22 protein-coding genes and 1 pseudogene are annotated in these 23,126 nt (G+C 33.4%); 8 read left to right on the top strand and 15 right to left on the bottom strand.

Annotated features, from left to right (window positions below):
• Nucleotides 1-57: 57 nt before the first annotated feature.
• The 5 genes from ACMAYX_RS14085 to ACMAYX_RS14065 all read left to right on the top strand — a co-directional run bounded on the left by ACMAYX_RS14085 (nt 58) and on the right by ACMAYX_RS14065 (nt 6,277).
• On the top strand, nt 58-864 hold the full coding sequence (locus ACMAYX_RS14085; RefSeq protein WP_412470465.1) for a peptidylprolyl isomerase: 807 nt from the start codon (nt 58-60) through the stop codon (nt 862-864).
• 90 nt (nt 865-954) lie between these two features.
• On the top strand, nt 955-1,875 hold the full coding sequence (locus tag ACMAYX_RS14080; RefSeq protein WP_412470466.1) for a hypothetical protein: 921 nt from the start codon (nt 955-957) through the stop codon (nt 1,873-1,875).
• A gap of 6 nt (nt 1,876-1,881) precedes the next feature.
• Entirely contained in the window at nt 1,882-2,733 is an 852-nt protein-coding gene (locus ACMAYX_RS14075) for a PdxA family protein (protein ID WP_412472090.1), read from the top strand.
• Complete coding sequence (gene uvrA, locus ACMAYX_RS14070) at nt 2,730-5,537, top strand: excinuclease ABC subunit UvrA (RefSeq protein WP_412471026.1); 2,808 nt, start codon at nt 2,730-2,732, stop codon at nt 5,535-5,537. Before ACMAYX_RS14075 ends, uvrA begins: the two co-directional genes overlap by 4 nt.
• A complete protein-coding gene (locus ACMAYX_RS14065) occupies nt 5,534-6,277 on the top strand; it encodes a TrmH family RNA methyltransferase (protein ID WP_412471025.1) in 744 nt (247 codons plus the stop codon). The genes uvrA and ACMAYX_RS14065 overlap by 4 nt, the downstream gene beginning before the upstream one ends.
• A gap of 168 nt (nt 6,278-6,445) precedes the next feature.
• On the opposite strand, the gene ribE is transcribed toward ACMAYX_RS14065, so the two are convergent.
• From ribE to ribD, 4 genes and pseudogenes are all read right to left on the bottom strand, one after another.
• Nucleotides 6,446-6,913, bottom strand: coding sequence for a 6,7-dimethyl-8-ribityllumazine synthase (gene ribE / locus ACMAYX_RS14060; RefSeq protein WP_103218567.1), 468 nt, complete (start codon nt 6,911-6,913; stop codon nt 6,446-6,448).
• Nucleotides 6,914-6,953: 40 nt separating this feature from the next.
• A pseudogene (ribB, locus tag ACMAYX_RS14055) lies at nt 6,954-7,553 on the bottom strand (3,4-dihydroxy-2-butanone-4-phosphate synthase); the annotation flags it as partial.
• Complete coding sequence (locus ACMAYX_RS14050; RefSeq protein ID WP_412472089.1) at nt 7,546-8,196, bottom strand: riboflavin synthase; 651 nt, start codon at nt 8,194-8,196, stop codon at nt 7,546-7,548. The gene ACMAYX_RS14050 and the pseudogene ribB, both read right to left, overlap by 8 nt.
• Nucleotides 8,196-9,329, bottom strand: a complete 1,134-nt coding sequence (ribD, locus tag ACMAYX_RS14045; RefSeq protein ID WP_392993919.1) for a bifunctional diaminohydroxyphosphoribosylaminopyrimidine deaminase/5-amino-6-(5-phosphoribosylamino)uracil reductase RibD — start codon at nt 9,327-9,329, stop codon at nt 8,196-8,198. The genes ACMAYX_RS14050 and ribD overlap by 1 nt, the downstream gene beginning before the upstream one ends.
• Nucleotides 9,330-9,530: 201 nt before the next feature.
• Between ribD and ACMAYX_RS14040 the strand changes: the two genes are divergently transcribed.
• The gene (locus tag ACMAYX_RS14040) at nt 9,531-10,718 is read left to right on the top strand and encodes a hypothetical protein (protein ID WP_412472088.1); all 1,188 of its coding nucleotides are present in this window, start codon (nt 9,531-9,533) and stop codon (nt 10,716-10,718) included.
• Nucleotides 10,719-10,752: 34 nt separating this feature from the next.
• Here the strand turns inward: ACMAYX_RS14040 and ACMAYX_RS14035 are convergent, their stop codons facing one another.
• The 7 genes from ACMAYX_RS14035 to ACMAYX_RS14005 form a co-directional block, all read right to left on the bottom strand.
• Nucleotides 10,753-11,193, bottom strand: coding sequence for a hypothetical protein (locus ACMAYX_RS14035; protein ID WP_412471023.1), 441 nt, complete (start codon nt 11,191-11,193; stop codon nt 10,753-10,755).
• A gap of 8 nt (nt 11,194-11,201) precedes the next feature.
• Nucleotides 11,202-11,960, bottom strand: coding sequence for a hypothetical protein (locus ACMAYX_RS14030; RefSeq protein ID WP_392910837.1), 759 nt, complete (start codon nt 11,958-11,960; stop codon nt 11,202-11,204).
• Nucleotides 11,961-12,231: 271 nt separating this feature from the next.
• Complete coding sequence (locus ACMAYX_RS14025; RefSeq protein WP_412463521.1) at nt 12,232-13,170, bottom strand: glycosyl transferase family 90; 939 nt, start codon at nt 13,168-13,170, stop codon at nt 12,232-12,234.
• A 4-nt stretch (nt 13,171-13,174) separates the two neighbouring features.
• Nucleotides 13,175-13,897: a polyprenol monophosphomannose synthase gene (locus tag ACMAYX_RS14020; protein WP_412471064.1), complete on the bottom strand. Its 723-nt coding sequence runs from the start codon at nt 13,895-13,897 to the stop codon at nt 13,175-13,177.
• Nucleotides 13,898-13,943: 46 nt separating this feature from the next.
• A complete protein-coding gene (locus ACMAYX_RS14015; RefSeq protein WP_199177559.1) occupies nt 13,944-14,213 on the bottom strand; it encodes a helix-turn-helix domain-containing protein in 270 nt (89 codons plus the stop codon).
• Nucleotides 14,214-14,489: 276 nt separating this feature from the next.
• Nucleotides 14,490-15,518 carry a glycosyltransferase family 4 protein gene (locus ACMAYX_RS14010; RefSeq protein ID WP_412472087.1) on the bottom strand — a complete coding sequence of 343 codons (1,029 nt, stop codon included), beginning with the start codon at nt 15,516-15,518 and terminating at the stop codon, nt 14,490-14,492.
• A complete protein-coding gene (locus tag ACMAYX_RS14005; protein ID WP_412472086.1) occupies nt 15,511-16,707 on the bottom strand; it encodes an O-antigen ligase family protein in 1,197 nt (398 codons plus the stop codon). Before ACMAYX_RS14005 ends, ACMAYX_RS14010 begins: the two co-directional genes overlap by 8 nt.
• 93 nt (nt 16,708-16,800) lie before the next feature.
• Here ACMAYX_RS14005 and ACMAYX_RS14000 point away from each other — a divergent pair, with 93 nt between their 5' ends.
• Nucleotides 16,801-18,021 (top strand): UTP--glucose-1-phosphate uridylyltransferase, encoded by a 1,221-nt coding sequence (locus ACMAYX_RS14000; RefSeq protein ID WP_412472085.1) that lies wholly within the window; start codon nt 16,801-16,803, stop codon nt 18,019-18,021.
• A complete protein-coding gene (locus ACMAYX_RS13995; RefSeq protein WP_412472084.1) occupies nt 18,014-18,997 on the top strand; it encodes a lysylphosphatidylglycerol synthase domain-containing protein in 984 nt (327 codons plus the stop codon). The genes ACMAYX_RS14000 and ACMAYX_RS13995 overlap by 8 nt, the downstream gene beginning before the upstream one ends.
• On the opposite strand, the gene ACMAYX_RS13990 is transcribed toward ACMAYX_RS13995, so the two are convergent.
• Genes ACMAYX_RS13990 through ACMAYX_RS13975 form a run of 4 tightly spaced genes read right to left on the bottom strand, consistent with a single transcriptional unit; the run spans nt 18,987 to nt 23,116 of the window.
• Nucleotides 18,987-20,129: a hypothetical protein gene (locus tag ACMAYX_RS13990; RefSeq protein WP_412472083.1), complete on the bottom strand. Its 1,143-nt coding sequence runs from the start codon at nt 20,127-20,129 to the stop codon at nt 18,987-18,989. The two genes, ACMAYX_RS13995 and ACMAYX_RS13990, sit on opposite strands and share 11 nt — an antisense overlap.
• A gap of 6 nt (nt 20,130-20,135) precedes the next feature.
• Nucleotides 20,136-21,137 carry a polysaccharide biosynthesis protein gene (locus ACMAYX_RS13985; RefSeq protein ID WP_412472082.1) on the bottom strand — a complete coding sequence of 334 codons (1,002 nt, stop codon included), beginning with the start codon at nt 21,135-21,137 and terminating at the stop codon, nt 20,136-20,138.
• A gap of 9 nt (nt 21,138-21,146) precedes the next feature.
• Nucleotides 21,147-22,268 (bottom strand): non-hydrolyzing UDP-N-acetylglucosamine 2-epimerase, encoded by a 1,122-nt coding sequence (wecB, locus tag ACMAYX_RS13980; RefSeq protein ID WP_412472081.1) that lies wholly within the window; start codon nt 22,266-22,268, stop codon nt 21,147-21,149.
• A complete protein-coding gene (locus tag ACMAYX_RS13975; RefSeq protein WP_412472080.1) occupies nt 22,268-23,116 on the bottom strand; it encodes a dTDP-4-dehydrorhamnose reductase family protein in 849 nt (282 codons plus the stop codon). The genes wecB and ACMAYX_RS13975 overlap by 1 nt, the downstream gene beginning before the upstream one ends.
• Nucleotides 23,117-23,126: the final 10 nt, after the last annotated feature.

The following is a 23,126-nucleotide window of genomic DNA, read 5'->3' as shown; positions in this document are numbered from 1 at the left end:
GGTACAATTAGATATAGTTTAAGAATTTGATTTCGATAATTTGAAAAGGATATCTATATGTACGGTAAAATCATTTTAGTTTTACTACTTGCACTAGGACTAGAAGCTGCACCAAAAAAAGTTGTAGCAGAAGTTAATGGTCAGAAAATTACAAAAGAAGAGTTAGATCAAGCTTACTTATTAAATAAGTATGTTGTTTCTGATGATCCTGTAACAATGAAAAAAGTGCTTACAGACCTTATTAATAAAAAATTAGGTGTGGAAAAAGCGAAGAAAGCAAAGTTAGATCAAGATCCAATTGTTGTAAAAAAACTTGAAGAAGTTATATTCAATGCACAAGTTTCAAAAGATCTGGAAGGAGAATTCCAGAAAATTAAGGTAACTGATGCAGATGTAAAGAGATTCTATAGTGACTTCCCAGAGTACCGTACAGCTCATATCTTACTAAGAGTTAGAGTTGCTCCTTCAGAAAATGAGATCAATGCTGCTCAAAAGAAGATTTTCGAAATTCATGAACAAGTTACGCAAGAGCCATCTAAATTTGCTGAACTTGCAAACAAATTCTCACAATCACCAAATGCTCACACTGGTGGAGATGTAGGATATCAACCAGCTTTCTTTATGGCACCTGAGTATTTTGCGGCCATCAAGGGTAAGAAAGACGGATTTATCACTCGTCCAGTACGCACACAACTTGGTTATCATGTAATCAAGGTACTTGGTGTGAAAAAGTATGAAGATATCAATCTTGGCGTTTACAAAAAGTTTGTTTATGACAGGAAGCGCGATAAAATCATCGAAGATTATTTCGCAGGCTTACGTAAAAAAGCCAATATTAAAATTTTAGACAAAAATCTAAAGTAAATAAGATTAAATAATTTGCACAAGCCTCATGGGCACGATAAATTATTGTTCTATATATCGCACATATAAGAACAGTAATAAGAGGTGTTCATGAGGCTTTTTCTTTTTTTGGCCCTACTTTTTTCAACATTAAATCTACAAGCAAAAAATACAAAATTATTAGATAAAATTACGGCCGTTGTTGATGAACATGTCATAACAAAGTCGATGATCGAACGTGTTAAGAAATCGCTTCCAATTCGTCAGAATATTTCTCCTTTCATTTATAAGAAAGAAATGAAGTATACAGACAAGGAAGTTGCTGATCTTATCATTAGAAAATTTATTATTCGCTCTACTCTCGCAGAACAAGGTTATGTAATTTCAGATGCAACAGTAGAGAAAGAAATTAAAAGAAAAGAGCAAAGACTAGGACTTAGTCGTAACGATCTAATCGCATTTCTAAAAAAGTCTAATACGAATTTTGAAGAGTTCTTTGAACTCAACAAAGAAGCGATTGAATTCAATCACTTTAATTCAGTTGTTATCATTCCATTAATTTCAGTAAGTGAACAAGAAATTAAAAATGAATTCTTTAAAGAAAATGTAAACAATAAAACTGTTTCATACCGATACACATTAGTTGACTTCTCTATTGATGAATCAATCGTAACAAAGAAAGACTATGCAAGTTTTAAGAAGACAATGGAATCTTTCCAAAAAGGTGGGCCACTACCTAGCAAGTATGGATCTATTGAGACTTCAACACTTGGAGATATCACAGCAGATGGTTTAACTGCAGACTTACAAAAGCTTCTTAATAAGACACAAGAAGGGCAATTCACTCAACCAATCAATATGATGGGTGAAACACATATTTTCTATGTAAAAACACGTGACGTTGTTGAATCTTCTCTATTTCAAAATGCAAAGAATAGAATTAGAGCGCTTCTATATGAATCAAAAGCGAAAGAAGTTACACAAATGTGGTTTGAGCGTGAAAAAGCTAATCACTACGTAAAAACATTATAAAAGAAAATGATCTATGTTACTGCTGGCCATGAAAGAGGAATAGGACTTGAAGTTTTTTTAAAAGCTTGGAGCCTTCTTTCATCAAGTCAGCAGGAAGAATTTCACCTCTATGTTGGTGATGAATTCAAAAACGATCTACCATCCGAATTAAAATATACACTTGTTCAAAAACCCTATTCTCACAACGCACTAGAACAGGCTTGTGACCGATGTGGACCAAATGACATTCTCGTAACAATGCCTACAACTAAGAATGAACTTTTCTTTGATGGCAAATCTGTTTCAGGACACACAGAATACTTTCGTAAAAGATATCAAAACGAAAATCTCGTGATGTTCTTTAAGTCATATGATGCAAATGTTTTATTAATTACCGATCATATACCGCTTAGAGAAGTCGCAACAAAAATAAATCATGAGCTTATTCACAGTAAAATTAAAATCTGTGTTGATAATTACAAAAAATATTTCGGACATTTAAACGATGTCATTATTTCTGGTATTAATCCCCATGCTGGTGAAGGTGGGATACTAGGAACAGAAGAAAAAGAAATTGTTAAAGCTATTAAAGATCTTGATCTGAGAGAGAGAATTATTGGCCCACTTCCTGCTGATGGACTCTTTCTAAATGATAGTTTTGCAAGCGATAAGCTTTACGTCTACATGTACCATGACCAGGGATTAGCGCCATTTAAAACGATGTTTAAATCTAAGGGAGCAAATATCACTCTGGGAATGCCCTACCTTCGCCTAAGTGTTGATCACGGTACGGCATTTGATCTCTTTGGAAAGGATAGCGCCAATTATATGGGCTGCTATTATGTTTTAAAGTTAGCATTAAAGGTTATTAAAAAATGAATAATGAAATTAAAGTAGTAAAAGCACGTGTTCACAATTTGAAAGACGTCACTATCAATATTCCTAAAAATCAATTAACTGTCATTACAGGTCCTTCTGGTTCAGGAAAGAGTTCACTGGCCTTTGATACAATCTATGCTGAGGGACAAAGACGCTATATTGAATCACTCTCTTCGTATGCCAGACAATTTTTAGGTCAACAACAAGCTCCGGATGTTGAATCAATAACTGGTCTCTCACCGGCTATCGCCATTGACCAAAAGACTACAAGTAAAAACCCAAGATCAACTGTTGGAACAATTACTGAAGTTTACGATTATATGAGAGTACTCTTTGCGAGAGTTGGTGATCTTTACGATCCAAACAATGGTGAAAAAGTTATTAGCTATACTCCGGGTCAAATTACGAGAGACCTAATGGAGTTACCTGAAAAGACAAAATTACATATTACAGTTGAAATAACAGATGAAACCAAAAAAGCACTTGAGCAGCAAATGGCCAAGTATCTTTCAATGGGATTTTCACGATTTATTGTAAATGATGAAATCATGTTACTTGATAGTAGTGAAATCAAATCGCTTAAAGCAACTGACGAGATACTCGTCGTTATTGATCGAATCTTAGTTAAAGCAGATATAGAAAAACGCTTAACTGATTCAGTTGAGTTAGGACTAAAGCTAGGAAATGGAATTATTCACGTCATGATAGATGATGAATACCACACATACTCTGAAATCAATATGTCTCATGTAACCGGAGAAGTATTTCCTGATCTAGAGCCAAGGCTATTCTCTTTCAACTCACCTGTTGGAGCTTGTGGAAAATGTAATGGCCTAGGTGAATCAAAAGAATTTGTTCTAAGTGAAATTATCTTTGATGACTCACTCCCGGTTTTAAAGGGGGCGATCCCTCTTCTTACGAAGAAGAATAATTTTCTTCATAAAATGGTAGAGTGCATGCTTAAAGAAGAAGGTTTTGATTTAAAGCTTCCTCTGTCAAAAATGCCAAAGAAGATTTTTAAAATTCTTACTGAAGGTACTGATAAGGTTTATACATATAAATTTAAGTCAGAAAATTCAGTTTTTGAATTTTCCAAACCATTCCCTGGTCTTATCAACTGGCTAGATAAGAAGTATCAAGAGTCTACTTCTGAGCGAGTACGCTCAGAGCTTGAAAAAAGCATGCGTGTTCAAAAATGTTCAGAGTGTAAAGGTCGCCGCCTTAACACTATTGCTCTAAGTACTAAAGTTGGGGAAAAGAATATTATTGAATTATGTGAAGTACCTTTAAGTGAAACTTATCAATATTTCGATAATTTAAAACTAGAAGGCATTAAAGAAAAGATTGGTGCTAAGCTTCTCGTTGAAATCACATCACGCTTAAAATTTCTTAATGATGTTGGCCTGGACTATTTAACACTTAATCGCTCGGCAGGAACACTAAGTGGTGGAGAATCACAACGTATTCGCCTAGCTACTCAAATTGGTTCAGCTCTTTCTGGCGTTCTCTATGTTCTAGATGAGCCAAGCATTGGTCTTCACCAAAGAGACAACGTAAGACTTATTCATACACTTAAAGAGCTACGTGATCTCGGTAATACTGTTCTTGTCGTTGAACATGATGAAGATACAATGAAAGCTAGTGATTATATTATTGATATGGGACCAGGTGCAGGTGTTCACGGTGGAGAAATTGTTGCACATGCAACAACTAAGAACTTCTTAAAGAAGAAATCTCTGACTGCAGACTATTTAAATCATAAAGTAAAAATTGAAGTTCCAAAAGAGCGTCGCAAACTTAACGAGTTTATTAAACTTCGCGGAGCTGAACACAATAACCTCAAAAAGGTTGATGTCGACTTCCCTCTAGGTGGACTTGTTTGTATCAGTGGAGTTTCTGGTTCAGGTAAATCAACTCTTGTGCACGAAGTTTTAATTCCAGCAGTTAAGAGTAAACTAACTCGAATCAATCGCTCAATTTATGAGAAAGCAAACTACAAATCAATTACAGGACTCGATAAAATTAAATCTGTAATTGAATTAGATCAATCACCTATTGGGCGTACTCCTCACTCAAATCCGGCTACATATTCAGGTCTCTTTGATGATGTAAGAAAGCTATTTGCAGCAACAAACGAGTCACAAATCCGCGGTTATAAGCAAGGACGTTTTAGTTTTAATGTTAAAGGTGGCCGTTGTGAAGAATGTGAAGGAAATGGAACACAGAAAATTGAAATGCACTTTCTTCCTGATGTTTACGTAACTTGTAATGAGTGTAATGGACGTCGCTATAATAATGAAACTCTTTCAGTTCTTTATAAAGGTAAGTCTATCGCCGATATTCTAGAGATGACGATTGAAGAAGGATATGAATTTTTCAAAAATCATCGTAGGCTTGGAAAAATTCTAAAGACGATGAATGATGTAGGTCTTGGTTATATGACATTAGGTCAACCAGCAACCACACTTTCAGGTGGAGAAGCACAAAGGCTAAAGTTAGCTAGAGAATTAGCAAAGTCGACGAAAGGCCACACGCTTTATGTTCTTGATGAGCCTACTACTGGTCTTCACTTTGAAGATATTAAAGTATTAATGAAAGCAATCAATGAACTTGTAGAAAGTGATAATTCTGTTCTTATCATTGAACATAACTTAGATGTACTAAAAGTAGCTGATCAAATAATTGATCTAGGACCTGAAGGTGGTCATCGAGGTGGAACAATTGTTGGAACAGGAACACCAGAAGAGATTGCAAAGATTAAAGCTTCTCATACGGGTAAATTTTTAAAGGAAATTCTGAAGTGATAAATGGTTTTGAAGAATTCTATAATTTAAAAGATAAGAATCTAATTAAAGAAGATTATTGTATCGCTGAAACAGAAAAAGTTGTGTGTAAAGCACTACGATCAAATCATGAAGTTGAAAAGATTATAGCAACTCAAGAATTTTATGATTCAAATAAAGATTTGATTGATGACAACTGCAAGCACGTTCTAATAAAAGACAAGAATGATTTAGAGGAGATTACAGGCTTTAAACTTCATCATGGAATTCTTGCTAAAGTTAAAACAAATGGACTTAAAAAAATTAATGAACTTGGTGATCGAATACTTATCTTTAATGGAGTAACTTCTCCAGAAAATGTAGGAACGATGACGAGGGCAGCAATGGCCTTTGGTTTTGATAACATTATCTATGATGCAAAAAGTGCATCTCCTTATCTAAGACGTTGTATCAGAGTTTCAATGGGAAATGCATTTGAAGCTAATATATGTAAGTCACTTAACTTAATTGATGACATTTCTTTACTTCAAAAACTTGGCTATGCAGTTTGTGCTACTGCCAATGAAGAAGGTGCCTTATCGATTACTGACTATAAGTATCCACAAAAAGTTGCTTTAATTATTGGAAATGAGGGCAATGGTATGGATCGTGAAGTAATTGACGCTTGTGATAAGAAGCTATTTATTCCGATAACAAATTACGTTGCACACTTAAATGCAGCAAGTGCAGCTTCAATTTTTCTTTATCACTCGATCTTTTAATTAGATTTTTATTTATATTTATTAACCTGACATTGGTGATGATAGTCTATAACTTAGGCCCATAAGCTCATCACCACACACCGATAGAGTTTGTATCTTTTTCGTTTTTTTCCAATAAAAAAGGCCACTGTCGAGTGGCCTTTTCTTTTACTATATTTTCAAATTTGATTAGTCGATTGATTTAAGAAGTGTCGCCATCTCAATTGCAGACATTGCAGCTTCCCAACCTTTATTTCCAGCTTTAGTTCCTGCTCTTTCAATTGCTTGCTCAATTGTATCAACAGTTAAAACACCAAATGTTACTGGAACACCTGTTTCAAGTGATACTTTTGAAATACCTTTAGCTACTTCATTAGAAACAAAATCAAAGTGTGGAGTTGATCCACGAATAACTGCACCAAGTGTGATTACAGCATCGTATTTTTTCGAAGCAGCAAGTTTTTGAGCAATTAAAGGAATTTCAAAGGCACCTGGTACCCAAGCAATATCCATTTCATCAATATTTCCATCATGTCTTTTAATGCAATCAATTGCACCACCTAATAGTTTGCTTGTAATTAGTTCGTTAAAACGTCCTGCTACTACAGCAAATTTCTTTCCAGATGCATTTAAGTTACCTTCTAGATTTCTAGGCATGTGTTTCTCCCAAATTATCAGCACTTTCACCAAGTGCTTCTTTTCTATATTTAATTAAGTCTTTAATTGTTACAAATTTTAAACCATGTTCCTCAGCAATCTTAGAAAGCTCAGGAGCTTTTGCCATTGTCCCATCAGCGCTCATGATTTCACAAATCACACCAGCAGGGTAACAACCAGCAATTCTGGCCATATCTACAGCAGCTTCAGTGTGACCATCTCTTTCTAAAACACCACCAGTTTTTGCAATAAGTGGAAAGATGTGACCTGGTCTCATAAAACTATCGGCCGTCGAATTTTTATTAGCAAGTAGTGAAATCGTTAATGCACGATCTTGGCATGAAATACCAGTACCACCATTTGCAGCATCAATTGAAACAGTGAATGCTGTGTGGTGAACAGAGTCGTTTTCTTTCACCATTAGTGGAAGATCTAATTCATCTGCACGCTCTTTTGTAATAGGAGCACAAATTAATCCGCGACCAACTGTCGCCATAAAGTTAATTGCCTCAGGAGTAATTCGGTCAGCCGCCATAACAAAGTCTCCTTCATTTTCACGGTCTTCATCATCAATTACAATTACCATCTTCCCAAGACGAATATCTTCAATGGCCTCTTCAATTTTATCAAATTTAATCATTTAGAAATGACTCCAAATTTTGTGTGCTTGCTCCATTACTACGTCTAGCACCGTTAAAAAGCAAGTTTTCTATATATTTTCCCAGGATATCCACTTCAATATTCACCAAACTCTGAACACTGCGGTTTCTTAGAACTGTGTTCTGCCAAGTATGTGGAATGATTGATAGTTGAAATGACGAGTCGGCCTTAAATACATCCGCTACAGTCAGTGAAATTCCATCAATTGTTACTGAACCTTCTTTCACAATATATTTCATTTGCTTTGAGTTAACTTTAATTGTCACCAGATAGTTGTTACCGCGACTTTGAATTTGAACAATTTGACCAACGTCATTAACGTGACCTTGAACAATGTGTCCTCCTAGTCGATCACTTGCACGAAGCGCAAGCTCAAGATTTACTTCATCACCAGATCTTAAATTTCCAAGTGTCGTTTTCTCCAAACTAGTATGTACTGTTTGCACAACAAATGTAGAATCAGTAATTTTAACAGCAGTTTGGCAGGCGCCATTAATTGCAACTGAATCATCAATTTCAATTTCTGGAAGAAGCTCTTTACAGCTAACTTCTATAAGTTTCCCCTCAGCATTTGAGCGTACACTTACAACTTTTCCAATTTCTTTAACTAGTCCAGTAAACACTATGACCTCGTATCAATCTCAAACATTGCTTGAGATCCTATATTTTTAACTTCAACGTTTTTAAAATTTAAAGCATCGGCCATCGAATCAAGTTGTTCATCGTAATAACCTATGCCATTTCCTAAAATTTTAGGCGCTACAAAAATTGTCATCTTATCTGCAAGTTGCTTCTTCAAAATAGTCGAAGCGAGCATCCCACCACCTTCAACAAGAATCGAATGAACACCAATTGCTTTTAGTTGTGCCAGTGCATCTTCAATAACAATTTCATTTCTTTCACATTTCGCAAAAACAATTCGAATCTGTTTTTCAGTAAAGAATTTAACAACATCATCTGGTGCTGATTGGTAATCTGCTCCAGTTGTTACAATGATAGTCTTCTTTGTGTATTGATCATTGAATACTTTTGAAAGAGGATCCATTTTAGAAATTGACCCCATCACAATTCGATAAGGAATCTTTCCACTATCATCTAAACCAAAACGAATATTTAAACTTGGATCATCGTTATTAAGAGTTTTACGTCCAACCATAACCCCGTCGTATCTTTTTCTAAAAGAATGAACCATCTTTCGTGCAGACTCATCAGTAATCCATTTCGAGTCCCCGGTCATTGTTGAAAGCTTTCCATCTAGAGTTTGTGCTAGCTTAAGATGAACAAAAGGAAGATTACTTTTCATTGATTTAAAGAAAACGCGATTAAGCTCCATCGACTCTTGTTCAAGAACGCCTACTTCACATTCAATCCCCGCAGCTTCCAATATCTTGATTCCATTTCCTGCAACCTGAGGATTTGGATCAAGACAAGCAACAACAACACGAGCAAAACCGTGTTTTAAAAGTTCGTGTGCACATGGAGGTGTTCTTTTATTTGTATGGCAACAAGGCTCAAGAGTTACATAAATTGTGGCACCCTTAAGTTCGCCCTTTTGTTCTTCGGCTACATCAGCAATTGCTTCAGGCTCTGCATGTGGAAGCCCAGCCTTTTTATGCCAACCCTTTCCAAGTACAATTCCGTCTTTAACAATGACAGCACCTACCATTGGATTTGGAGAAGTTGTTCCTTCACCCAATTTCGCAAGATTAAGCGCCATTTGCATATAAGCAATATCTCTAGAAGCCTGATTTTCCATGCCTTTTCATAACATATCTGGCCATAAGTCGCACTCATAAATTCAGCACGTTGGTACTTTTGACACTAATGGACCGATAGGCCCGAACGACACACAAATACTCATAAAATCAGGCACTTACTACGTGTTCTACTTCTTTACACCCTATAAATAAATTTCACTAACAAACACTAATTCTCAAATATTAGATAAATTGGTTTTATGAACAAGTTAATCGCACCACTTATCTTAATTTTTGCCTTCTCTATGACCTCGTGTTCGAAGGATACGCAAAAAATTATCAAGTCCAACACTCCAACTCAATCTCCAGTTGGGCCAGTTGTTAATGATTCAGATAAGGTCATTTTAAATGCAAAGCTTAACAATTTCTGTGAAGGACAGGATTGTCCAGAAGGCATTGTAGCGGTTAAAACACTCGATAAATCAGTAACTTGCCCGGGAATTATAAAGTCAGAAACAGAAGTATTGATCTCTCAAAACTGTGCCGACACAAATGAGACTTTTCACATACAAACAACTGATGGCGAAATCGTAAAAGTTGAATCAGTAGAAGAAGAGCTTTCAAACGAATTCAATGACAAGGTTCTTAAACTTACGACGGCCAAAGAAATTAAAAACTCGGCATCTATATCTATTCCAAACTCAGATAACAACTTTGTAGAAGTTCTAGCTTTTGATAAGTATGGAGCTCTCACAAAACAAAGCTGTGAAATCACTTACGCTTCACTCGCCTATGCCAATTCATTTGATAATGAATCACGACTCTTAAATATCAAAAACTGTGATGGTGTAAAAGACGGTTCACTAATTTCTCAAGATGGAAATATCATTGGTTTTTTAACTAAGAAGCATGAAGAGATTGCGTTGTATGAAGGGATTAGTCTTGAGGGTGAAAAGAAAGAGATTGATATCTTATCTAAAATAGATCATATAAGTCTCTCATTAGAATCAGAAGACGCATTTATATTTGGTTACCTAGCTGCATCTTATCCAATTAATGATGCTGATAATGTACAAGAAAATATATATTTCAATCAAAAGAATTTCGAATTTAGTACAAATTTAAAATGTTATAAAAATATAGATTTCGTATCAGAAGATAAAACTTATAAATTAAACTTTCAGAATGCAATTCTAGAGTTTGATGAAAAGTCATCACTTACGGAAGACTTAATTGTTTCATATTTACCTAAGTCAAAAATTCACTTCCCACTTAAAAGTGGTTTAGGGCAAATATACAAAGATTTTAATGTATTAAGATTCAAAGGAAGTATTGATAATCTTGAAGAACACTTATTAAAAAATCCATTTACAGGTGAAGTAATAAATCAAAAATACAAGTTTCCTAAAATTCAAAGCCAATTTATCAATATTGATCTATGTAAATAAATAAAAAAAGAGCGGGATAATCCCGCTCTAAAAATTAATAATTGAAATCATTAAATTTATAATCTTTAAACTTAACACCACGTTGAATTCTTTTTTCAAGCATTTTAGTTCCCATATTCCTCATACTTTTTTTAAGATTTATAGAGTAATCTAGTACTTCAATTTGCTTTTCTTGAAACTTATCAATTAATTCAATGTTTCTAACACTCAAAATTCGGCCCTTAGTTTTTAATATCCATCTATCATTTATAGAATCAAAGTCGAATTCACCAACATCTGAAAGCTTAAGTGTGTTTAAATCAATTGCATTGTTATTTAATTCAATAATATCAGTAACACGCCAATCACCAGTAGTTGATCCAGATCCTGTTCTAAGATCCCAGTCCGTCGTACTAGTCCCGCCACCACGTGCTGTAAAGTTTTGTCCCAATGCATTTAGGTTAAATAGTAATACAAATAATATAATTTTTCTCATACGAGCTCCTAAAGTAGTTTAACTAATGCAGAGTAAGCAATTAGATCTTCGCCGACATTATTCGGATCCATCATAATTTTTTTCATGTTGTAGTTATACTCAGCTGTTAATTCATTTAAAAGAGGAACAACCTTCTCTTTATTTATAGACTCTACCCATAAACAATTAGTGCATTGCTTATTTCTATTTGTAACGAGCGCTTCATCAGCCATTTCTTTATATATATTCGACTGTATTTTCGCAGATGTATAAAGACTATAGGTTGTATCCTCTAGATTTAGATAAAAACGTCCATCTTTGTTTATAAATACACCATCTGCAGCTAGCTTCATAAACACTTTATGCCCTTCTCTTCCATACTCTTGAAGAATAAAGTTTTCACTTAATCCTGCTTTAGAATTAGCTCTCAACATCATCTTGTAAGTTGCAATTTCCTGAAAATACTTATCAGTCGTTGGCAGTTGTTCTTTTAAGCTCGCCGTTTCCTGAAAATGCCCATACAAACTTTCATGCACTTCCGGGAAGTACTCACGTACAAACTCAGCTGTCTCTTTCTTTGAGCACAAGCCGTTAAGGACTGTGACACAAATATCGAGTCCAGGGTTTTTAACATCACCCATTTCTAGTCGATGAAATGTTGAAGGTGGAAGTCCAAGCCTTCTAGCAATTTGATTGCTACTTAAGCGGGAGTGCTCTTTTTTGTATTTTCTGATCTTGTCCCGCAAAACTTCGTTAACCGAAGGTCTTTCTAAAAAAACCTTGTCCATTCTGCTCTCCTCTCTCTATTAATCCCAATGTTGTTTAGTAGTTCTTCATACAACAGAATCCAATAGAATTTATGAACACTGTAAAAACTATTAATAAAACTTATTGTTAAGTATTTGATGGGACATAAATAAAATTTCATAAGTGAAATTTCTCGATTTTTTCGAAAGTGGAATGATTTATTTCAAATTGGAATAACTGATACTGTAAGTAGCTGTAATTATGACAGGACAACTATAAAATAATTACTATTAATGGAGTATCTTACTGAATTTACTGTAATGAAAAGTATTTTTTTGCAACTAAAAGTGAGATTAGAAATTCTCTATCCTCATCCTTAAACTGCTCTACCCACTCATTTGCATTTTTAGTGATGAGCTTTGCTTCTTCTGGATGTGCTAAATAATATTCGATTTTCTCTGGTAGATCAGAGTAGTCATCTTTCACTTCTACATAGTGCTTGCCGGCCACTAATCTACCTTCCATGAACCAAGTTTCATATTTAGGTTTCGACATAATGCAAAGAGAGTTAGAAGACATGGCCCACTTTAAATTTGTAGCAACATCATTACCTTCCATACATAGTATGAATTTATAATGAAGTTGATCTTCAATACTTAGAAAATCTTTAAGCCAAGCAACATCTTTTTTAGGTGCTGTTTGTCCGATATCACATAGTGGATGATCGTAGAACTGCTTAATGACAATATCTCGATGTGGCATTGTATTAGTTCCACGCCATACAACTTTATCAAGCTTCTCTTCAAATGAGATTTTGTCTTGTATGAAATTAAAATGTCTCACTTTATTAAGTTTTAAAACAACAGAGTTCTCATTGTCGACAACAGGCCTACTCTTTACGATAGTTGGAATTGTTGGTGCTTCAATGACATCACCTGCTTCGTATCGAAACATATAATTGCCAGAGAAATTTCTAATGATCTCAAGAATATCAAAGTAGTATGTTGTACCATCTACTTTTTTAAAATCTTTAATTTTTAATGCGTGAGGAATATGTCTTCTATTTGTATTTTCATTTTCGAGCTCTAACTTAAATGGTTCTTTTAACTTATTATAATAGCTGACTCGATCTTCAATATATTGATCTGGCGTTTGCTCATAAGCACTTAAGATTTTACGTGCTTTGCTTTGATACCAGCATTTTGGAATCAGAAATTTAAAAGCATTTTTTATATAATAGAAGTGTTTCATTTATTTATAAAATACCAAAAATCTTTCTAAGTCTTAAATTAATAACGTTAAAGAAAGCTTCAAAAATAATTCCGCCACCCATCTTTGATTGTCCATCACGACGTTCATAGAAAATGATTGGAACTTCTTTTACTGAAAGACCTTTTGCCCAAACCTTATAATTAAGCTCTAGTTGAAAGATATATCCATTAGAAATTATTCCATCTAGATTCAGAGATGATAGAGCTTTTCGTGTAAAACACTTAAATCCACCAGTCGTATCTTGAACAGGAATACCTGTCATGAATCTCGTATAAATTGAAGCACAGTATGATAGTAATAGTCTTCTAAACGGCCAATTGATAATTCTAATTCCATCAATATAGCGTGAACCGATGACAAGATCATTTTCTTGAGCAGCAGCTAAAAGATCTTTTACTGAGTCTGGATCATGAGAAAAATCACAGTCCATTTCAAAGACAAAATCGTACTCTCTTTCAAGGGCCCACTTAAACCCTGTGATATATGCAGTTCCTAGACCAAGCTTTCCTTTTCTTTCAATGATGTGAAGATTTGAATTTGTTTCCATTTTCTTCTTCACGATATCGGCCGTTCCATCTGGTGAGCCATCTTCAATAATAAGTAGAGATACCTTTGGGTATTTTTCAAAGATAGTATCGATCATGCGCTCGATATTCATGATTTCATTATAAGTAGGAATGATAATTAACGACTTGTTCCAAGGCAGTTGATTCACTGATTTCTCCATAATTTATGAGGATTCAAGATATCGTTTATTGCACCAATTTTCCAGAGTTTTTAGCCTTAAATACGATCTCCATCTCAAGCCCACACGCCTTGGCATACTTATTTAAAGTCGATAATTTTAAATCAAGACGACTTTCAATTTTTGAAACATCCGGCTGATCAATACCAATAAGATCAGTTTGTTTCAAACCGAGTGATTTTCTTAAGGCCTTAAGGTCAATGTCATAGTAATCGTTTTGTTTGATGGCCGTCTTGGCATACTCAAAAAACTCGAGGTCTAAGTTGTCATAACTCATTAAGTTTCTCCCTGTTTCATCCGTAAAACAGATATTGATTTCTTATAATTATAACATGAATCAAATTTTGTGCGACTATTCCTTACAATGCATATCGAAGCACTCAAGTATTCACTCTAGTGAATATAAATCACGGCCTTCAATCTAATATGTACTTAAGTGCATATATCTAAGCATTATCCACAAAATATTCACTTGTGTGCATAAAACGTAAATATGAAGTTTGTATATGCACTCCAAGGAATAAAAATTATGCATTAAACTGAATATTTTTTCTTACTTATATAATTCGATATACTTTTGTGCGCTTAATTCCCAAGAAAATCTATTCAAGTTCTCTCTACACTTGGCTTCCCAAGTACTAGCGTCAAACGTCTCCATTGTAGACTTGTATAAATTCTGCATCGAATCAGCATCGAATGATTCAAAAGCAATAGCTGCATCACCACCAATTTCTGGAAGAGAAGTCTTATTACTTATAAAAACTGGTTTATTAAAATACTGAGCTTCAAGAACAGGAAGGCCAAATCCCTCAAGAAGGCTTGTCATAAAAAAGGCCTTGCAATTCTCATATAACCAAGATTTTTCACCTTCTGAAACCTTTCCGATTAGAAATACACGATCAGAGATACCTAGCTCTTTTGCTCTTTCAACTAGTTCACTAGCGTACCCAGTTGAATTATCACCTGCGATAATAAGCTTTAAATCTGGATTAGCTTCGATTAGTGGATAGATAGCGTGAATATTCTTCTTTGGGAGAAGCTTAGAAATGGTGAATAAAAAATCACCTTCAAAATTGAAATCAGGCTTCTTCGGCTCAGAACTTAAATCGAGTGTAAGCCCATTGTAAATTATATGATTTTCAATATTCGATATATCAAAATACTTTTCAAAATCTTTCTTTGTACTTTCAGAAATAAAAGTCAGAATGTCCGTATACTTCAATTTTTTTTCAATATACTTCATGTAAGACTCTACCTTATTTTTTCGGTGAGCTCTTTGATGAATATAATTTAAATCATGAACCGTTAAGATCGTCTTCTGCTTCTTACTATAAGGAAAATATGATGAATCCTGATGAGTCGAATGCCACACCTTAGCTTTAGGCAGAAACAACCCAAGTTTTTGTAAAGGATTTGTATAAAAAAGAGTGTCATCCTTTGAAAACAAATCAGCGCTAGAGCGATCAATAAGATAGCTCGCTTTAGTCATGGCCGAAATATTCTTATATAAATGATGCGAGAATTGCCCAAGGCCTGAGTGGAAATCCTTAAGTCTTTCTAAATCGATGATTATGTTATGCATTTTTACTCGCTTTTTCTTTTTCTAAATTATGAGTCACAATACTTAAGTTAAAAACTAATAGTATAAAAGCAAATAAGTTCGTCTGATTAAAAACATCGAACTGAGCACAAATAAAAGCATTTACAACAAGAGCTAGTGTGGACTTTGTAAAAACTGATGTACTTGTTAAAGTTATAAATGCCCATGAAAAGAACCAACCAGAGAACGCAAGTAAGCCAAATACTCCAATATCTGCAGCTATATCTAAAAAGGTATGATGTGTTCTTAATACATAGAAAAGATTTTCTATCTTATTTTCTTTTGCAACTCTTCCAATTTCATTAATTGATTGTCCATAGCCAAAGCCTGTTAGTGGTCGCTCTTTAAATACTGCAAGTCCTGCTTCATATAGTGCAATTCGATGCTGTGTAGACTTATTCATTAGAGTCACCATACGAAATGACTTTTCATACTTTGAACCTTGAAGAGCGAACATAATTCCGATTAAGACAAAGAAAGAGCAGAATAGAACTAGGGCCAGCTTCTTGCTTTTGAAATATATCGTTGAGCTTAAACTTATAAGAAGTGATAGTAGTGCACCTCGCGTTTTTGCTGCCAACACGCCAAATACACCTAGACAAGCAACTAAAATACCACAAAATCTATTACGCTTATCCAAGTTTCCTAGTAATAAAAGAGAAGTCAGTAGGCTAGTTAAAAATGAACTTATATATGCAAATTTAGTAATATCGACAGCCGCCGCTAATCTTATACTTAATAATTTGGAGATCACAAAGCCGTGTTGAATTATAGCTTGATATATTCCATATCCAATTGACAACGTGAAACAGACTAATACAAATGGTAAATAATATTTCCTAGCCTTTTCAAGCAAGCCTTTACCTTCCTTAAAAAAGTACATAAATGGAAGGTAACTCAAACCCCCTATCAAGAAGTAGCGTGCTTTTTTAATCGACTTAAGTGCTACAATCTTATCATCAATAACAATGAAAGCGATTATTACAGCAATTGCAAATGTCACTAATAAGAAAATATTAGGCAAAGGTAATTTTACTTTATTCCTTCTTGCCCAAAAAATTGAAAAAACAAGGGGGATTAATAATAAGATATCCCCAATTCCCAGTACTGATGGTGAAAAGAAAATACCTAATGTCGTAAAGATAATACTGCTAAATATAAGATAGTTCATATATTGATGTTAATTCTTATGCACAAAATTAGTAAAGGTATATTAACTATATTTATTTCATTTCTTAACTAGCTTCTGTTATTATTTGGTCCTATGAATTTAAAAGAATTTATCAAAAATCCAATTGAACTTGAGTATTTCGAAGGTTTGCTTTCTCAATTAAACGAGAAAGCTGAACAGCTTATAATTGCTACCCCAGAAAATGACACAGGAGTCTACCCTACTGCGATAGCACCAAGAAAGCTTCTTCGAGATGAACTTCCTTTTCATTCATATGAAGATATCAAACAACGCTATTCTACAAAGGAAGTCGTTGACTGTACCCTATGGCTAAGAAAGATGCATGGTGGGCTTGGCTCAAGCCTTGATCGTTCGGACTACTTAAAAAAGTATGGCCGTTCAACACCTGGTTCAAAATCTACTGACCTCTATATTGAGACAGAGGAATTCGGTGCAATTAGCTTAGCAGAAGCTCAAATTATTCAAGCATCAAAGAAAACAAGCTCATTTAAGAAAGTGGTCCTACAGGACCTTGTTAACAATGATGTAAAACCAATCCTGGATGAAATGTGGAAGAAGTATGAACATCTTCTAAATGATAAATTCTCACGTCTAGACTCAGTCATTCAACAAAAGCTTCCAACTATTAAGAATGGTGAACTTTCATTAGAACGACTTGCCCCTGCTGGACACGGTGTCTTTGGTTATGAAGTTTTTAAAGGACCAAGGCCTGAAGGTGAAAATATCATTGCCTGTATTGGAAATGGTGAAGATTTAAGCTCAACTCCAGATCGTGCCATCGTTAATTGGATGCTCACAGAAAATATACCAGTTGTTATGGTTACAACGACTAAAACAGAAAGAGATATGAAAGGTGGTCAAATCGCTCTTAAGACAGAGGGCGATAAAACCTACCTTACAATTATTGAAAAAGCCCAAGCTGAACAAGCTGGACAATTAGAATATTTTGAAAAGCTCGGACTTCGCGAGGAAGACGATGACGCTTTTTTTAATACAAATTTAGTACTCATAAATTTCAATGCGGTAAAAGATTTTAAAATAGCACTTCCTGATTTGATCAAGAATCAAAAAGGTGAGTTTTTACAACTTGAAGGAGCGATGGGTTCGGTGTTCTTGAACTCGGATCGACTAGCTAGAAAAAATGGTAAGCAGTTTGTTCATATACTTAATGTGAACAAAGAAAATAGATCTAAGTTTTTTAATCCGATAAAGAAAATGGCGGATTTTAGTTATATTTTGAATTATTTACAACTTGATAATTTTATTTTTCATTTTAGAAGCAGACATGAGTAGACTACTAAAACTTATTAAAAAGAATTTTATTATTATTAAGTTAATTATTCTTATCACTTTTTTGTATCTAGTTTATAACAGTGGAAATATAAACATAGACTTAATTAGATCTGGAATTTCAAATAAAACTCTAATTGCTTTATTTCTAGTTTTAACTTTTATTCAACAATACATTGGTGCAATACGAGCAAAGATCCTACTTGGCTTAGAAAATAAAAATAACCTTTCAGCATGGGATATTAATCAAATCACTTGGTCTGCTTCCTTTGTAAGTTGTATATTACCCGTAAGCATTGCAAGTGAAGTTTATAAAATAAATGAATTAATAAAAGAGAAAAAATATCACTCAAAAGACGACATTATTTACATGAGTATATTTACTAAGATTTTAACATTAGTATCCTTAGTAATTCTTACTCTTATATCATATATGCTATTCTCACTAAGTTTTGATAGCGATCAATTGCTTATAATACTTTCTTCAATTACGATGTTATTTTTTACTGCATTTCTTTTCAGATTCAAAATATTAAATTTATTACAAATAATTTATCGTTATATAATTGATGTATTAAATATTAAAAATCAGTTCATCTTTAATAGAGCTTTTAATTTCAAAAACTACTATTTAAGATTATTTCAAAACCCCGTGAAATCAACAAAGCTAGTAATGCTCAGCTTAATCATACAATCGTTAAACATAATAACATTTTTACTAATTATATTTTACTCTTTAGAGTTACCAATTAAAAATGTATTAGAAGCTTCAACAGTTATCCCTACAGGGATATTTATTTCACTCCTTCCAATTTCAATACAAGGGCTAGGAACAGGAAACTTTGCTTTTTCAGAACTTTTAAGAGGTATTGGTATAGACAATGGCTCCGACATATTCACTATTTATTTTGCTATGTCATATATCTTTAACTTCATAGGCTTAATACCATTCTTACTTAGAATGAAAGTTAAGAGGTAGTTGCTTTATCTTTCACATTATTATTTAAAAATAATAAAATAAAAATATAGATAGGATAGAAATTACTACCAAAGCTACAAGATAAAGTTACAAAGAAAAAAACAAGAGAGGGATTGTACACAGAAATCTTATCATTCAAAAACTTTAATATTAGGACGACTAAAAAAATAGCATATAAAAGTATTCCATAATCTGTTATTAGCTCATAGTGAATATTATCAAATACTCTCATCACAGGGTAGCCTCTATTATTATTGATTGCATTTGATGAGTACAACTCTAATGCTCTTGCAGAAAACCCTATTCCACTTGGAAAGAAACTTAACTCATTTAAAAAGACTTCTCTTCCAAGATGACGTCCACTTAATATTTTATTTGGAAGTAAAGATATAACAACAGGAAAACTAAGTAGTGAAGTTAATATTAAAAAATTCATTTTCTTAGACTTATATCTAAAAAGATATCTTAAAATTATAATAGAGAACATAGAAACAAATAAACTCCTAGCTCTTAAAATTAACAACAATATGAATGAGATCAAAGATGTTTTCTTATTGTTATTGTAAATTATTTCAACTATAGAACCTGCTATAATAAAAAATACAACTTCAATTGTAGCTGACGGTGAATGTATAAAAAATGGTTTTGCATTTATTATTATTTTACTTCTACTTACCCAAGTAGAAAGGTCATTATAATCATTAATATAATTAATAATGACATCAAAATTTTGCGCAAGATAAAACATGAGTGGTATAAATATAATCAAGGCTACAATTCTTGTTGAATAGTATAGGTACTTTCGAAATAGTGAACATAATGAAAACTCTCGAAAGAATTCACGTAATGCTACCAAGAACAGTGGTAATACAACAGCATGTCCAACATAAGTAGCCTCAGTGGTAAAAATGACAAGTAAAATTAAGTTAACTAGTAGAAAAAAAATCAATTCTTTATTTCTACCTAATAACTTTTTTATATTATTTGATTGTTGAAAAGCAATTAAAGAAAACGTAATCACAAAAAGTGGAAATATTGGAAAGCCTGATACCTTCACACTTCTAAACAAACAAATTGCTATCAGCAAAATACATTGCAAATGTGGGATTATATTAGATTTTTCAAATTTCATTAGAGACTAATTAATTTCTTTTAACGTCTGTAACAAATGAAGCATTTCATCTTCACTCAATCTATGAGTATTATGTGAATTATATTCACCAGCTTGTGTTATAACTTCTTCACCATCCTCGAAGAAACGATCGTAGTTAAGATCACGGTTATCACTTATAATTTGATAGTATCCACCAAGGTCACGCGCCTTAACCATTTCTTCTCTTGTAAGAAGAGTCTCATATAATTTTTCACCATGACGAGTACCGATAATTTTAACTTCTGTATCAGGTGAATTTTTAAATTTTTTAATGGCATTTGCTAAATTTTCAATAGTTGAAGCTGGAGACTTCTGTACAAAAATATCTCCGTTCTCACCATTTTCAAAAGCGAAAATCACTAATTCAACCGCATCTTCAAGAGACATCATGAATCTAGTCATATTTGGATCAGTAATTGTAATTGGTTTACCATTTTCAATTTGTTCAATAAAAAGTGGAATTACAGAACCACGTGAAGCCATAACGTTTCCATAACGTGTTCCACAAATAACTGTCTCATGTGTATCTGCAATACTACGGGCCTTAGCAACAAAAACTTTTTCCATTAAGGCCTTACTCATCCCCATTGCGTTAATTGGATAAACGGCTTTGTCTGTACTTAAGCATATAACTTTCTTTACACCACAATTAATAGCTGCATCTAGAACATTTTCAGTTCCAAAAATATTTGTTTTAACAGCTTGAAGAGGATAAAACTCACATGATGGTACCTGCTTTAAAGCAGCAGCATGAAAAACATAATCCACCCCATGCATAGCTGTAAGGACACTGTTGTAATCTCTCACATCACCTATATAGAATTTGATTTTTGGGTTATTATATTTCTTTCTCATGTCATCTTGTTTCTTTTCATCACGAGAAAAAATACGAATTTCACTTAACCCAGAATCAAGAAATCTATCTAAAACAGCATTCCCAAAAGAACCTGTACCGCCCGTTATTAATAATTTTTTATTATCAAACATATAATCCTCTTATTTTTTCCAAACATTTCTATTCACATAACCCGTATAGCTTTGAATTATTTTAACTACTTGGTAGCTAACAAATTCATTTCGATAATCTTCGATATCACTATAATATCGATCGGGGTTATTAATTGTTATATTAATTGAGTTAATTACAGAGTCACGATCCAAGTCAGACATGATAAGAGTTCCAGCATCCATTCCTTCTGGTCTTTCATGAGCTTGTCTTATTGTAATTGCAGGAAAATCCATTAAACATGATTCTTCTGTAATAGTTCCACTATCCGAGATCACGCACTTAGCATTTTTCTGAAGGAGATTGTAATCTAAGTAACCTAGAGGTTTCATGAATTCGATCAACTCATTGAAGTCAGAGTTAGATAATTTTTCTAATTTCTTTCTTGTTCTTGGATGTGTTGAGACAATTATTCGTTTTCCAAAATGCTCAGCAATACCATTCAATGAATCTAAAAGAGAGTTAAAATTTACTTCATAATCAACATTTTCTTCTCTGTGAATACTAACTAAGAAGTAATCACCTTTATCTAATGATAAATCATTAAGAATATTTGAATTATCAATATCATTACCAAAGAAATTCAAAACTTCTTTCATAGGGCTACCGGTTTTAATAATTAACTCGGGCCTTACTCCTTCATCAATTAGATATCGTCTCGAATGTTCTGAATGAACCATATTAACATCTGATAGGTGATCAACTATTTTTCGATTTAATTCCTCTGGAACACGCTGATCAAAACATCTATTTCCTGCTTCCATATGAAAGATAGGAATCTGCTTCTTCTTAATCGAAATTACAGATAAACAACTATTTGTATCTCCATATAAGAGAACCGCATCAGGCTTAACTTCTTCTAATAATTCATCAGTCTTAATTAGTACTTCTGCAATTGTTTTTGTCGCACTTTCTTTAGCAGATTCAAGGAAATAGTCTGGTTTTCTAATTCTTAGATCATTAAAAAAAACTTCATTAAGTTCATAATCATAATTCTGTCCAGTATGAACTAATATATGATCAAAATGTTCATCACATAGTGGAATCACTCTACTTAATTTTATAATTTCTGGCCTAGTACCAACAATTGTCATTACTTTTAATTTTTTCATTATTTTTCCATCTCATTATAAAGAGTGTGCATTTCTTTTATTAAAAAATCCCAAGGCTCCGGCTTGTAGTTAAACTCTTCTTGAAACCTTTCAGAGTTCAAACTTCTATCTATTTCGAAGTCATCATAAGGAATTATATTAATATCTTTGTCATAAACTTCAGCTACAATTCTTAGAAGGTCATATTTATTAATCGGATTTGAAGATACATGGTACATTCCTGATACATCACCTTTCATAAATTTGGGTAAAATTACTGTTTCAATAATTCGAGCTAAGGAATTTGTTGGAAATCCAGAATAGATAGCTTTTCTGAAACCTTTACACTCATTTTCCTGAGATAAAAACCAATCTATCAATGAGACATTTGATTTTATTTCATGGCCTATTATTGATGTTCTGATTGTAAGAGTATGATCATAGGCAACTTCACCTAAATATTTAGACAATCCATATAAATCTCTACTATCAGCAACTGAATCTTCAGTATAATTTCCCTCACTACCAGTAAACACACAATCAGTGCTGAAGTGAATCATTTTAGAGTTATATTGAGAACATATTGAAGCTAAGCGATGCGGCCACAAAGCATTTGTAAAAATTGAGACTTCATTATCTTTAGATTCTTTTAACTGCTTTATGATCCCTACACAGTTTAAAACTAGATCTGGATTAAAGTCTTGGAAGAGATTTTCTATCAACTGTGTATTTTCAACATCATATCCTGATTTAATGTCTTGATGCCAAGCTTGACCTCTAGAAATTCCAAGAACTTCAAACTTCTTTGAAAAGTAACGAAATAGGGATTGGCCCAACATTCCATTGGCACCGATAATTAAAATTTTCATAAACAAATAT

This window comes from Halobacteriovorax sp. RT-2-3, assembly GCF_047085075.1.
Taxonomy (GTDB): domain Bacteria; phylum Bdellovibrionota; class Bacteriovoracia; order Bacteriovoracales; family Bacteriovoracaceae; genus Halobacteriovorax_A.
The sequence above is the reverse complement of the archived record's forward strand: the minus strand, read 5'-3'. Positions and strand labels throughout refer to the sequence as shown.